Source organism: Pseudoalteromonas sp. MBR-15 (genome assembly GCF_053628915.1).
Genome location: NZ_JBRJHH010000012.1, coordinates 19,483 through 33,027, shown reverse-complemented (window position 1 = coordinate 33,027; position 13,545 = coordinate 19,483). Strand labels below are relative to the sequence as shown.

The following is a 13,545-nucleotide window of genomic DNA, read 5'->3' as shown; positions in this document are numbered from 1 at the left end:
CTTATGCGAGCAGTAAAATGGCCAATGGCGGAGATGCAATCGCCTTATTAAGAGACTCACTTGCCGCAGAAGGGATAGCGCTAAGCGTGGAATATTTACCGTGGCAAGATGCACTAAAAAAAGCAGAGCAACCGGGGTATCTAGGTTACTATCCCGCGTGGCTTTCTGAGATACAAGCAGGGTTTATTGCTTCATCCCCCATTTTAACTTCACAACTTGCTGTGATGACCAGCCAAAGTAGCGTGCAACACTTTGAAAGCATTGAGCAACTATTTAGTAAAAGTAAAGTGGGTATCGTTGGTGCTTATATTTACCCTGATGAAGTTGAAAAAGTCATTCAAGCTTACGAAAGCAGTATTATTCGCGCCGCAAATGATGAAGAGCTTTTTCACTTACTTCAGACAAACCAAATAAACTTTGCCATTGCAGCCCCTGAAGTATTCAACTACTTTGCCACGCAGCAAAATGTGTCTAAACCCCATATTGTTAGCCAGTTTGTCGATTCCCCTTTAGTGATAGGCATTCGTAATGCGCCTGAAAACCGCGAAAAAGCCACGCGTTTACAATCGTTATTTAACATCAATAACCTCGAAACGATGGTCTACACAAAACCAAAAAAGCTGCTATTAACCTATATAGACATACCGAGTATCTCACCGTTTAATGAGTTCATTAGTCAAATATATGATGACATTGGCATTAAAACCCAAATACAAGCAACCCCAGCACGAAGAGGGCTTTTGTTGCTCAACGCGGGGATCATTGATGCAGACGTTGTCAGAGCTAAAAGTATTATTAAAGAGTTTGAAAATGTCGTTGTCGTAGAGCCAAGTCTCAGCGTGATAAACATTGTATTATTATGCCGACAAACGTTACCTTGCAGTCGAGAAATATTGTACGATCCTAGCAAGAATATTATCAGCACCACTGGCAATACTGAGCTTTTAAGTGAGTTTGATATTAAAGCGCGTATTACGCACAACGAAGCGCTCAATCACAGCCTTGATTTATTAAGAAAAAAACGAATAAATTATATTCTGTATCCCGCACTTGAAAATGAACTTGCCTCTTTAAAAAAAGAATTTCACGTAATCGTATTACGCCAGTTAGCAGTCAATACCGTGATAAATAAAAAACACGCAGCGCTGGTACCTGAACTCTCAAAAGCAATTAAAGCACGGCTACCCGAATTAAAAAGGCAACTAGACAAAGACAACATAAAACAGTCAAATTTACCCAAAAACTAGATAAATTTATAAAATCCCAACGACTTAGCGAGTTTGATTTGCTAAACTTCAGGCTCAAAAGTGCTGTGAGGAAGAATGCATGTGGCTTGAAAGGCTAAGGCGTCGATTAGCAAAGCCTAAAACATCTGTGCAATTGTGCTTACTTGGTGTAAGTGCGGGACTAATTGCGGCAGTGTTGATCATATTATTTCGCCTCACGATCATGTTTTTCCAAAGCTTATTTTTAGAAAAACCTGACGACTTTACGACTCTTCCCACACTTGAACGAGTATTACTCCCTGTCGGCGCTGCCTTATTAATTGCTTTATTTGCCGCATTAACGGGTTTTAAACACTACCGTTTAGGGATCCCCTTTGTAATTCACCGAATCAAAAAGCATTATGGCCAAATGCCACTGTACAACACCGTTAACCAATTTGTTGGTGGAGCGTTGGCGTTAATTAGTGGTTTTTCAGTGGGTCGTGAAGGCCCCTCTGTCCACATGGGAGCAACGGGTGCAAGTTTGCTTGCCGATAAATTGCATTTACCCCACAATGCCATGAGAACCCTGACTGGCTGCGGTGTTGCAGCGGGTATAGCAGCCTCATTCAATACCCCACTTGCTGCGGTAATCTTTGTAATGGAAGTCGTACTTAGGGAATACAAAGTACACATATTTGTACCAATTATGCTTGCCGCGGTGACAGGCGCACTCGCCACCCAATTTGTGTTTGGTGATGCATCTGAACTGGCGCTTATTACCATGAACCCACTCAGTGGCTGGCATTACCCATTTTTAATCTTATTTGGTATGGCGCTGGGAGCAGTTGCGTATGCGTTTAATCAAAACTTAATGTTGATCATTCGCACTTTTAAACCATTAAGCATGTTTCCACGTTTATTACTTGCAGGGTTAATTGCAGGTTTAATTGCCTACATGGTGCCGCATGCGATGGGCTCTGGTATGAGTGCAATTACCATTGCCATTGAATCACCCGATGATGTGCAGTTTTTGACGACCATTTTAATTGCCAAGCTATTAGCAACTTTATTTGCTATTGGCTTGGGGATACCCGGCGGTATTATTGGCCCCGTGATTGGATTAGGCGTACTTATGGGCACGTTAATGGCATTTTTTGCGCAGTTTATTAGCCCAGGGGTTGATATTGCAGGTACTTACAGCATGCTTGGAATGGCAGGCTTACTTGCGGCCACCTTACATGCGCCGCTTGCCGCACTTACAACCGTGATGGAGCTAACTTCAAGTCCTGAGATTATTGTGCCTGCCATGCTCGTTATCTCAACAGCGTATGTTACCGCGCTGCAATTCTTTGGTAACCGCTCTATCTTTATGCAACAACTGGATTTCCAAGGACTTGAATATCAAATTTCGCCAGCAACCGAGGCGTTGCAAAAAGTGGGCGTGATGGAAGAAATGGATGAGCATTTCAAACTGCTATACAGCGATGATAAAGAACAAATAAAAGCATCTCTCGATGCCATTGACAGTCAAACACCATTAATTGTTCACGATGACGAAAATGGCTATCGCCTAGCAGAATATGACTTGAGCTTGATGTCAGATCAAAACAGTAATATTAAATATGTCAGTCTCGCAGGTTTAAGTAGCCAAGCCACACTCGCGGATGCCTTTGACTTGCTTAAAGATAAACGAAGCGGTGCGGTGTATATATATAACTTACTTGATAATCAGCAAATTATGGGGCTTTTGCGTTGGGACCAAATTAGACATATTCTGACCATACGCAATAGCCTGTTATAACAATTAAAATGGATCAATAAATGAGTGCGCTATTAATTTACAAAACGTTTCATGTATTTTTTATGATTGCTTGGTTCGCTGGTATTTTCTACTTACCACGATTATTTGTTTACCACGCCATGAGCGAAGAAAAAGCCTGTAACTCAATGTTAAAAGTAATGGAGCGACGCTTACTGTTATTCGTTACCCCTTTTGCGGTATTAACACTGGTTTTTGGGGTACTGACAATTGTTGAATATGGCCGTGAATGGTTCAAATACAGCATGTGGCTGCACTATAAGTTAGTGCTCGTTATTATCTTATATATCTACCATGCCTACTGTTTTAAGTTATTGGCTGATTTTAAGCATGATCGCAACACACGTAGCGATCGTTTTTATCGCATTTTTAATGAAATTCCGGTGCTGATTCTATTGGCGATTGTCGCATTAGCAATTATTAAACCTAGCTTATAATTTGCTGCTGTGTACGCTAAAAATTTGCTATAGTACGGCGCAAATTTATGCGACCTCCCATACAGAGCGTCAGCGCCTTTATAAATGTGATTAGGAACAAGCCCCATGTTAAGTTTCCAAGGTGAAAATATCCTGTCGGTCAATCAACTTGATCGCGATTGTATTGAACGTATTTTTGCAGTTGCTAAGAAAATGGAGCCCTATGCTAAAAAGCAAAAGCGCACCAATGTGTTAGAAGGCGCTATATTAGCTAATTTATTCTTCGAGCCAAGCACGCGAACACGTGTCAGCTTTGGCACCGCCTTTAATCTACTCGGTGGTTTAGTGCGTGAAACTACAGGCATGCAAAGCTCAGCGTTAGCCAAAGGTGAATCACTGTACGACACAGCACGTGTTATTTCAGCTTATGCTGATGCCGTTGCAATGCGTCACCCAGACGCAGGCTCGGTAGCCGAGTTTGCAACAGGCTGTGATGTACCTGTCATTAACGGCGGTGACGGTCCTAATGAACACCCCACTCAAGCACTACTCGATTTATTAACTATCGAACGTGAACTGGGGCGTTTTAATCAACCAATAGACGGTATGCACATTGCCCTTGTTGGTGATTTAAAATATGGCCGTACTGTTCACTCGTTATCTAAATTACTGTGCCACTATAAAGACATTAAATTTTCAATGGTCGCGCCTGACGGCTTACAAATGCCAGACTATGTTTTAGATGCTGTTGATAATGCGGGTCATAAAATTCAACTGGTTGACAAAATGGAAGGCAACCTTGCGGCAGATATTGTTTATCAAACCCGCATCCAAGAAGAACGCTTTCCTTCGCAAGAAGAAGCAAACAAATACCGTGGTGGTTTCCGTATCAGCCAAGCAATTTACAACACACACTGTAAGCCAAATTCAGTACTGATGCACCCACTCCCACGTGACAGCCGTTTAGAAGCAAACGAGCTTGATAACGATTTAAACAGCAACGATAACCTTGCAATTTTCCGCCAAGTTCAAAACGGCGTATTAATTCGCATGGCCTTGTTTGCTCTGACCTTAGATGTTGCTGACAAAGTTGAGCAATATGAAGTCAACGTACCGTGGTTTAGCCGTAAACGTAACAGCTAATAATCTACGTTTAGGGCTCGCTTGAGCCCTTGCAAACCTCTCATTTAACGTGACAACCAAATAGGACTATTCATGACAATTAGCCAAGATCTTTTTAATCGCGCGCAAGAATCAATCCCAGGCGGTGTTAACTCACCCGTTCGTGCATTTAATGGCGTAGGCGGCACCCCTCTTTTTATCACCAAAGCCGAAGGTCCGTTTACGTTCGACGCCGATGGTAACCGCTACATTGACTATGTCGGTTCTTGGGGCCCAATGATCATGGGGCATAATCACCCAGCGATTAAACAAGCAGTACTCGACGCAGTTGAAAATGGCTTAAGCTATGGTGCCCCCACTGAAGCCGAAATTTTAATGGCCGAAAAAGTAAAAGAGCTTGTTCCATCAATCGAAAAAGTACGTATGGTGAGCTCAGGCACTGAAGCAACAATGAGTGCGATTCGCCTTGCTCGTGGCTTCACTGGCCGTGACAAAATATTAAAGTTTGAAGGCTGTTACCACGGTCACGCTGATTCACTGCTTGTTAAAGCAGGTTCAGGTGCATTGACTATGGGCGTGCCTAACTCACCGGGCATTCCAGAGGATTTTGCTAAACACACATTAACGGTGTCGTTTAATAACTTAGACGAAGTAAAAGCCATTTTTGCCAAATACGCCGACGAGATTGCCTGTATCATCGTTGAACCAGTTGCTGGCAACATGAACTGTATCCCACCAGTACCAGGCTTTTTAGAAGGTCTACGTGAGGTGTGTGATGAGTACAAGTCAGTGCTTATTTTTGATGAAGTGATGACAGGTTTCCGTGTTGCTTTAGGGGGCGCACAAGCATATTACAACATCAAACCAGACCTTACTTGCCTTGGTAAAGTTATTGGTGGCGGTATGCCAGTGGGTGCTTTTGGCGGTAAAAAAGAAATCATGGATTATATCGCGCCCGTTGGTCCGGTTTACCAAGCAGGTACTTTATCAGGTAACCCAATAGCCATGGCTGCCGGCTTAAAATCGCTTGAGCTATTAAGTGTTGATGGTTTACATGATGAACTTGAAGCTAAGAGCAAAGCGTTATGTGACGGCTTTGAAGCAGCAGCGAAAAAAGCAGGCATTCCCCTAACAACCAATTATGCTGGCGGCATGTATGGTTTCTTCTTTACTGATAAAGAGAAAGTAACCAGCTACCAACAAGCAACAGAGTGTGATTTAGAGCGCTTTAAAAAGTTCTTCCACTTAATGCTTGATGAAGGCGTATACCTAGCACCTTCTGCATTTGAGGCAGGCTTTGTATGTGCAGAGCATTCTGAAAAAGAAATTGCAGACACCATTGCAGCAGCAGAGCGAGCTTTCGCTAAATTATAATGGCCAATGAAAACAATTAAAAAGCCCCAGCATTAAAAATGCTGGGGCTTTTTTTATCGGCTTTTAATCTCTAATACAACGAGGCCGTGGTTCAAATTCACTGGCGCGAATTGGTAACTGCACTACTTTGCCGCAGCCTGGCGGTGCTTGTAGTCCGGTTTCTTCATTAATGAATGCCCAGCGAACTGATGCTGGACGCGTGTCAGCTATCGCTTCAGGATTGAGCGGTTTAAGATAACGAATATAGGCTTCAAGTGCGCCAACACTGCCCGTTAACCCCGTGCTCTTGTTATCATCGCGACCAATCCATGCCACCGTCACTGTATTTTGATCGAAGCCTGCAAACCAGCTATCTCGTAAATCGTTACTTGTACCCGTTTTACCAGCCAGTTGAATAGATGGAAAGTGGGCATTCAAACGTTTAGCAGTGCCATCTTTTGTTACCCGCTTCATGGCATATTTTGTCATGTATACAGAGGCATCATCAAAACGCTTCTGCGATTCAACATCATGTTTATAAAGTACTTTACCAACCGAGTCTGTTAACGCTGAGATAGACGTAAGCTCACGATATTGCCCATCTGCCGCAAGCGTTGTGTAAAGCTGAGCCACTTCAAAACTTGAAAGCTCTAACGCCCCTAATAACAGTGACGGGTATTGTTCGATACGTTCATCAACGCCTAAGCGCTTCAGTGTATCAGCCACTTTATCAACACCTACATCTAACCCCGTATTGACCGCTGGGATATTTACACTGTTACTAAACGCTTTATAGAGTGGCATTGGGCCTCGGAATTGCTTATCGAAGTTTTCAGGCTGCCACACTTTTCCTTGTTCATTTGTTACTTGTAGTGGTGAATCATCCACTAAAGTTGCTACATTAAATTTTCCGCTTTCAAAGGCCGTTAAATAAACGGCGGGTTTCACTAACGAGCCAATATTACGTTTTGTATCAAGTACACGGTTAAAGCCAAAGTAACGCACATCTCGGCCTGCTACGAGTGCCGATACTCCCCCTTTCTCAACATTTACAGAGATCATGGCAGCTTCAAGTTCTTCTGTTTTAGGGCGTTTTTCTAAGTAAGGTAGACTTGCTTCTATCGACTCTTCCATCGCCGTTTGTTTTTGAAGGTCAAAATAGGTAAAAACTCGCACACCCGCATCTAATACCTGTTGATCGGGCAGTAATCGTTTTAGTTCACGATTAACCAGTTCTAAATAACCTGGATACGACTTTTGCAGGCTGTCTTTCATAGGTGCAATGTCGATTGGACGCTTTAAAGCGGCGCGATATTCACGCGTATCAATGAGTTTGTTCTCCACCATTAAGCGCAATACTAAATCTCGTCTTTCCATGGCGCGTTCACTGTAACGACGAGGGTTGTAATACGATGGGCCTTTTACCATGGCAACAAGTAGCGCTATTTGGTCGTACTCAAGTTCATCGACAGGCTTTGAAAAATAAAAATCAGCGGCAAGCCCCATACCGTGTACACCTTGGTTATAAGACTGACCTAAGTACACTTCGTTTAAATACGCTTCGAGAATTTCATCTTTGCTGTAACGGTAATCTAAAATCAGTGCTATTAATGCTTCATTAAATTTACGCACTAATGAACGCTCACGCGTTAAATATATATTTTTTGCTAATTGCTGAGTCAGCGTACTGCCACCCTGCACGGTTCTACCCGCTTTAATATTACTGTATAAAGCGCGCATTATTGACCAAACAGACACACCGTGATGTTGATAAAAATTACGATCTTCGACCACCAGCAGCGTGTCTTTTAACATCGCTGGAAACTTATCTAGCGGGACAAATTCACGGTCTTGTTTTGAGTCGTTACCAATGCGCGCAATTTGCACCGGCTCTAGGCGCGCGGTGTTTAAACGACGACCGAATTTATCTTTAATGGTTGCTAACTTTTGCCCAGAAAAACGCAGCTCAATAACATGAGCCTCTTCAAGGCCATCGTAAAACTCAAATTCACGGCGATATACTTTAATGGTGTTAGCAGATTTTACATACTGACCTGTACGACTTAGTTTATTTACTGACGAATAATTTAAACGATTTAACTCCCAAACAACCTCTTGTTGAGACAAGAACTGTCCTGGGTAAAAGCTCATTGCGCGCGCATAGACTTGGGCGGGAAGTTGCCATTTGTTGCCTTCAAACTGACGGGTAATTTTGGCATCTAAATAAATAAGATAAAGCACCATGGTAATGACCACAGCCAACGAAAGCTTCCAAAAAATTGACCACATTTTTCGAAGCACACGTACTTTAGTTGTCGGTTGAGATGCGTTTGAACGCTTTGCAGTTGAACGTTTCGTTGCCGTCGTTTTTTTACCTGACGACTTTTTTGCAGGAGTTTTTTTATCAGCCATTGAGTTCGCTATTGGTCAGTTAATTTTACAGGGTTATATTTTGCATAACAGCGCAATACTAACACCTGCAAAATTAACAGTCACTTAAACTCGGTTAGCGTGTACACAACCAAAGTGAGTGAATGACAGCGGGGATGAAAAAGATAAAACACAAAATAATATTGATGATTAAATCTTTACCTACGCCCGCTTTCAGAAATACCGCAACAGGCGGTAAAAATAACGATAAAATGATTAGTAACAGTTTGTTATCCATGTTTTTCCCTTTTTAGTTAAGTGTTATCAGCATAGTCAATAAAACCACCTCTCGCCTATAAGAAAACACTTATTTTTAACGCAAAAAAGCTCTACCAATAGTAGAGCTTTGATTTGAACACACAATGATATTATTTAGCGTGTGCACTGGGCACACGCATTAAAATTAGTTACTGCGAACTGATACAAACTCAGGGTAAGCATCAATACCACAGTCATGTTGATCCATACCGCTTAATTCTTCTTCTTCGGTAACACGGATACCCATGGTATTTTTCAGAATTGCCCATACGATTGATGACGTAATGAACACAAAACCTAAGATACACACTAAACCAATTAACTGATTAACAAAGGTTGCATCTGAGTTTGATAAAGGCACTAACATGATACCTAATGCACCACACACACCATGAACCGAGATAGCGCCAACTGGGTCATCAATTTTCGCTTTATCAAGTGCAACAATGCTAAACACCACAAGTGAGCCACCTAATAAACCAAGTAAACATGCTAGCAATGGAGAAGGTGACGCTGGCTCAGCTGTAATCGTTACAAGACCTGCTAATGCACCATTTAGCACCATTGTTAAATCGGCTTTACCCCATAACACTTTACAGACAACCAATGCGGCAATTGCACCACAGGCAGCGGCAGCATTTGTATTAAGGAAAATTTTACCTACAGCGGTGGCGTTTTCAGCATCAGAGATCAGCAGTTGTGAACCACCGTTAAAACCAAACCAACCCATCCACAGAATTAATGTACCCAGTGTTGCCAGTGGTAGGTTTGAACCTGGAATTGGGTAAATTTCACCGTTTTTACCGTATTTACCTTTACGAGCGCCTAAGAAAAGAACCCCTGCTAATGCTGCTGCAGCGCCTGCACCATGTACAATGGCCGAACCTGCGAAATCAACAAAGCCCATTTCTGATAAGAACCCGGCACCCCATGTCCAATAACCTTCAATTGGGTAGATAAAACCAGTTAAAATAACCGCGAAGATTAAGAATGCCCATAGCTTCATACGCTCAGCTACGGCACCCGATACAATAGACATCGCCGTTGCAACAAATACCACTTGGAAGAAAAAATCAGACTCTAAAGAGTGATTAGCATCTGACGCTTGCGTGCCAATTAAAGCACCAAACGAAGGAACAAAACCCCCTTCTGCGTTATCAACATACATAATGTTGTAACCCACCAGTAAGAACATAGTGCAAGCAATAGAGAACAGTGCAACGTTTTTAGTTAGTATTTCTGTTGTATTTTTTGCACGAACTAAACCTGCTTCTAACATGGCAAAACCAGCTGCCATCCACATGACTAATACACCCGACATTAAAAAGTAAAATGTGTCGAGCGAGAACTTCAACTCTACTATCGTGTTTTCCATAAATCCCCCTTAAATTGCTTCTTCGTCTAGTTCGCCCGTTCGGATACGAACAATTTGGTCTAGGTCGTAAACGAAAATTTTGCCGTCACCGATTTTGCCTGTTGAAGCAATTTTTGTGATGGTATCAACGACGCGTTGACAATTTTCGCTACGCGTTGCAATTTCAAGTTTGATCTTTGGAATAAAATCGACTTGGTATTCAGCTCCACGATATAGTTCAGTATGACCACGTTGACGGCCAAAGCCTTTAACGTCGACAACTGTCATCCCCTCAATGCCTAAATCAGCCAACGCTTCACGTACATCATCAAGTTTGAATGGCTTTATTATTGCACTAATCATTTTCATAGTGGCCCCCTTCGGACGCTTATTGTTATCCTGTTGGTTTATGTAATCCAACCTTTGTGCCACTATTTTTTATTAATTAATTTCAATAAGTTAAGAGATAACCACGACGTTCAAACAAAAAAAATGCACCCTCATGGTGCATTTTTTTAACAATTTACCAGCACTGGTGCACTTAATTGGACTGTAAGCTAACCACGCAATTACGTTGTTGCTGTTTTGCCTGATATAACGCTTTATCTGCTAAGCGCATAGCACCAGTCAGTGATACTTTAGAAAATGGCGTAATCCCTATACTCATGGTTAATGAATAAGGCTCGCCATTGATAGAAAACGCGTGCTCGGCCAGTTGCTCTCTAAAGGTATTCAACCTCAGCTCTGCTTTTTCAAGCCCCATATTGTCCAGCACAACCGCAAATTCTTCGCCGCCAATACGTGCAATCGTAAAGTCATCAAATTTTGTTTTTAAGAATGAAGTGACCTGTTTTAATGCTTGATCGCCCGCCTCATGACCAAACTGATCATTAATATTTTTGAAAAAGTCGATGTCTAATAAGGCAAGCACATTGTCTTGCTCAACATGTTTCAGTACTTTTTCTGCATATTGATAAAAATAACGACGATTATACAAACCCGTTAAGTGATCTCGGTATGCGCTTTCTTTTATGTCGGCAATTAAAGCGAGTTGCTCCATGGTTTGCATAACACGGCAATGGAACTCTTCGTTCATAAAAGGTTTTGTTAAGAAGTCATTTGCACCATATTTGATAAAGCGTGCAGATAAGCCGTGTTTGCCCGCCCCCGATAACCCAATAATGGCTAAATCATCACGGCCTCTAAAATTACGTACCGCTTTAACAAGCTCAAAACCGTCCATTGTTGGCATGGCATAATCTGTGAGCAACAATTTAATTTCAGGATCGTCTTTGAGCATTTGCAATGCTTGTTCACCGTCGTGGGCATCACTTACTTCAAACAACTGTTTTTCGAGCATTTGTTTCATTAACGTGCGGCTAAGTACAGAGTCATCAGCAACCAACGCCTTACAACCATGATTACGCAGTAACTGCGCAACGAGTTTAATAGCGTAGTGATAAGAGTCTCTATTATCTTTCACAACATAATCAACCACACCCAACTCTAACATTTGTTGGCGAATGTATTCGTCAATCTTTGAGGTTAAAACCACTGTTGGGATATTTTTTGATAGTGTGTATTTAGCCACCTCACCATTCATCGCGTCGGGCAAGGTTAAATCGACAAGCGCCAAGGTATATTCATGCTTAGCAATTAAGGAAATGCCTTCTTTTAGAGACCACGCAAAGTCGACATCCACATCTAAATAGTGGGCAGCCAAGTGACGTAACACCTGCTGTACTACTTTACTGTCTTCAACCACTAACACTCTTTGCATCGCAACTTCTCTTTTATAAGCATGTATTACAAATCATAAAACTTGCTAAATATACGTTATTTTTCAATTTAGCTAAATATTTAACCAAACTATCTTTAATAAAAAAACGCGCTTTTTGGTATTTTCTCAGCCATTCTCATTATTTCTCTGTTTAACGACTAATATTGGTGACTAGTCTCAATAGTTTGTCATCGCGCGCGCTTTTCTTTTTAATGACCGCAATTCGAATAATAAGGAATCAACATGAAACTCGTTAGTTTTATTGGTTTGTCTGTGACCGCCCTAACATTGACCTTTAGTACGCCTAGTTTTGCTGAGAACGAACGTCGTATCGACGTAGACAGCAATGTCGTGACTGAACACAAAGCACGTATAAACGGTGAGCGCTTCTCTTACACTGCAACCACTGGGACCCAGCCTGTTTGGGATGAACAAGGAAATGCCGTCGCCACGTTACAATACACCTATTATCAGCGCGATAAAGTAGACGATCGTACAAAGCGCCCGCTGGTGTTTTCGTTTAATGGTGGACCGGGCTCTGCGTCAGTGTGGATGCACCTTGCTTATACTGGACCACGCGTATTAAAAATTGATGACGAAGGTTACCCTGTGCAACCTTATGGCGTTAAAGATAACCCATATTCAATTTTAGATGTTGCAGATATTGTTTACATCAATCCCGTGAATACAGGGTACTCTCGCGTATTAGAGAACGAAAAAGGCGAACTACCAAGTAAATCTGATCAACAAAAAATGTTCTTTGGTGTTAATGCCGACATAAAATACTTAGCGGAGTGGTTAAACACCTTTGTATCGCGCAATGAACGCTGGCGCTCACCCAAATTCTTAATTGGTGAAAGCTATGGTACAACCCGTGTTTCAGGCCTAGCTCACGAATTACAAAACCGTCAATGGATGTATATCAACGGCGTTATTTTAGTCTCACCAACTGAAATTGGTATTAAGCGCGAAGGCCCTGTAGAAGCCGCTAACCGCTTACCTTACTTTGCAGCAACTGCGTGGTATCACAAAGCTTTAAGTGCTGATTTACAAGCTAAAGACTTAGATGAGCTACTACCAGAAGTTGAAGACTTCACGGTAAATAAGTTCCTTCCAGCGATTGCTAAAGGGGGCTTTTTAGCAGCTGATGAAAAACGCGCTATTATCAAGCAAGCAGCTAAATACGCTGGCTTATCAGAGAAATTTGTTGAGCAAAACAACCTTGATATTCCAACTGATTTTTTCTGGAAAGAGCTGCTACGTGACCGCGGTCAAACGGTGGGTCGTTTAGATTCACGCTACTTAGGTATTGATAAACGCGATGCGGGTGAATCACCAGACTACTGGGCAGAGCTCACGTCATGGTTACACTCATTCACACCCGCAATTAACTACTACCTACGTGAAGAGTTAAATTACAAAACTGATATCAAATACAACTTATTTGGTAATGTTCACCCTTGGGACCGCTCAGGTAATAACACTGGCGAAAACCTGCGTTTAGCAATGGCACAAAACCCGTACCTGAATGTCATGATCCAATCTGGTTACTATGATGGTGCAACAAACTACTTTGACGCTAAATACACAATGTGGCAGTTAGATCCAAGTGGTAAAATGAAAGATCGCTTAAGCTTTAAAGGCTACCGCAGTGGTCACATGATGTATTTACGTCATGCCGACCTTGAATCATCAAACAATGACTTACGTGAATTTATTTTGAAATCGCTGCCAGCAGAAGGCAAAGCCGCCAAATATTAATCACGCAAAGTAAATTGCAAAAAGAAAAAAGCCCGTTTTTACGG

General features: G+C 42.0%; 11 protein-coding genes. 6 read left to right on the top strand and 5 right to left on the bottom strand.

Annotation, left to right across the window (positions count from 1 at the left end):
- Positions 1–17 precede the first annotated feature (17 nt).
- From ACSSVW_RS15530 to hemL, 5 genes are all read left to right on the top strand, one after another.
- Positions 18–1,247: a hypothetical protein gene (locus ACSSVW_RS15530; protein WP_454179623.1), complete on the top strand. Its 1,230-nt coding sequence runs from the start codon at positions 18–20 to the stop codon at positions 1,245–1,247.
- A 79-nt stretch (positions 1,248–1,326) separates the two neighbouring features.
- Positions 1,327–3,009 (top strand): chloride channel protein, encoded by a 1,683-nt coding sequence (locus ACSSVW_RS15525; protein ID WP_036966445.1) that lies wholly within the window; start codon positions 1,327–1,329, stop codon positions 3,007–3,009.
- 20 nt (positions 3,010–3,029) lie between these two features.
- Positions 3,030–3,464 (top strand): CopD family protein, encoded by a 435-nt coding sequence (locus ACSSVW_RS15520; RefSeq protein WP_036966443.1) that lies wholly within the window; start codon positions 3,030–3,032, stop codon positions 3,462–3,464.
- Positions 3,465–3,569: 105 nt separating this feature from the next.
- The gene (locus ACSSVW_RS15515) at positions 3,570–4,586 is read left to right on the top strand and encodes an aspartate carbamoyltransferase (RefSeq protein WP_036966441.1); all 1,017 of its coding nucleotides are present in this window, start codon (positions 3,570–3,572) and stop codon (positions 4,584–4,586) included.
- A 72-nt stretch (positions 4,587–4,658) separates the two neighbouring features.
- Entirely contained in the window at positions 4,659–5,939 is a 1,281-nt protein-coding gene (gene hemL / locus ACSSVW_RS15510) for a glutamate-1-semialdehyde 2,1-aminomutase (RefSeq protein WP_036966438.1), read from the top strand.
- Between the two features lie 63 nt (positions 5,940–6,002).
- Here the strand turns inward: hemL and mrcB are convergent, their stop codons facing one another.
- The 5 genes from mrcB to ACSSVW_RS15485 all read right to left on the bottom strand — a co-directional run bounded on the left by mrcB (position 6,003) and on the right by ACSSVW_RS15485 (position 11,740).
- Positions 6,003–8,330, bottom strand: coding sequence for a penicillin-binding protein 1B (mrcB, locus tag ACSSVW_RS15505; protein WP_036966435.1), 2,328 nt, complete (start codon positions 8,328–8,330; stop codon positions 6,003–6,005).
- Positions 8,331–8,424: 94 nt separating this feature from the next.
- Positions 8,425–8,586 (bottom strand): YqaE/Pmp3 family membrane protein, encoded by a 162-nt coding sequence (locus ACSSVW_RS15500; RefSeq protein WP_074989046.1) that lies wholly within the window; start codon positions 8,584–8,586, stop codon positions 8,425–8,427.
- A 165-nt stretch (positions 8,587–8,751) separates the two neighbouring features.
- Entirely contained in the window at positions 8,752–9,981 is a 1,230-nt protein-coding gene (locus ACSSVW_RS15495) for an ammonium transporter (RefSeq protein WP_036966432.1), read from the bottom strand.
- A gap of 9 nt (positions 9,982–9,990) precedes the next feature.
- The gene (locus ACSSVW_RS15490) at positions 9,991–10,329 is read right to left on the bottom strand and encodes a P-II family nitrogen regulator (RefSeq protein WP_036966429.1); all 339 of its coding nucleotides are present in this window, start codon (positions 10,327–10,329) and stop codon (positions 9,991–9,993) included.
- Between the two features lie 172 nt (positions 10,330–10,501).
- Entirely contained in the window at positions 10,502–11,740 is a 1,239-nt protein-coding gene (locus tag ACSSVW_RS15485; protein WP_036966426.1) for a diguanylate cyclase domain-containing protein, read from the bottom strand.
- 243 nt (positions 11,741–11,983) lie between these two features.
- On the opposite strand from ACSSVW_RS15485, the gene ACSSVW_RS15480 reads away from it, so the two are divergent.
- On the top strand, positions 11,984–13,501 hold the full coding sequence (locus tag ACSSVW_RS15480) for a S10 family peptidase (protein ID WP_036966423.1): 1,518 nt from the start codon (positions 11,984–11,986) through the stop codon (positions 13,499–13,501).
- Positions 13,502–13,545 lie beyond the last annotated feature (44 nt).

Bases quoted from the DNA above. Each gene is read 5' to 3' on its own strand.
- ACSSVW_RS15530 (WP_454179623.1), top strand. From the start codon at position 18: ATGGCCAATGGCGGAGATGCAATCGCCTTATTAAGAGACTCACTTGCC.
- ACSSVW_RS15525 (WP_036966445.1), top strand. From the start codon at position 1,327: ATGTGGCTTGAAAGGCTAAGGCGTCGATTAGCAAAGCCTAAAACATCT.
- ACSSVW_RS15520 (WP_036966443.1), top strand. From the start codon at position 3,030: ATGAGTGCGCTATTAATTTACAAAACGTTTCATGTATTTTTTATGATT.
- ACSSVW_RS15515 (WP_036966441.1), top strand. From the start codon at position 3,570: ATGTTAAGTTTCCAAGGTGAAAATATCCTGTCGGTCAATCAACTTGAT.
- hemL (WP_036966438.1), top strand. From the start codon at position 4,659: ATGACAATTAGCCAAGATCTTTTTAATCGCGCGCAAGAATCAATCCCA.
- mrcB (WP_036966435.1), bottom strand. From the start codon at position 8,330: ATGGCTGATAAAAAAACTCCTGCAAAAAAGTCGTCAGGTAAAAAAACG.
- ACSSVW_RS15500 (WP_074989046.1), bottom strand. From the start codon at position 8,586: ATGGATAACAAACTGTTACTAATCATTTTATCGTTATTTTTACCGCCT.
- ACSSVW_RS15495 (WP_036966432.1), bottom strand. From the start codon at position 9,981: ATGGAAAACACGATAGTAGAGTTGAAGTTCTCGCTCGACACATTTTAC.
- ACSSVW_RS15490 (WP_036966429.1), bottom strand. From the start codon at position 10,329: ATGAAAATGATTAGTGCAATAATAAAGCCATTCAAACTTGATGATGTA.
- ACSSVW_RS15485 (WP_036966426.1), bottom strand. From the start codon at position 11,740: ATGCAAAGAGTGTTAGTGGTTGAAGACAGTAAAGTAGTACAGCAGGTG.
- ACSSVW_RS15480 (WP_036966423.1), top strand. From the start codon at position 11,984: ATGAAACTCGTTAGTTTTATTGGTTTGTCTGTGACCGCCCTAACATTG.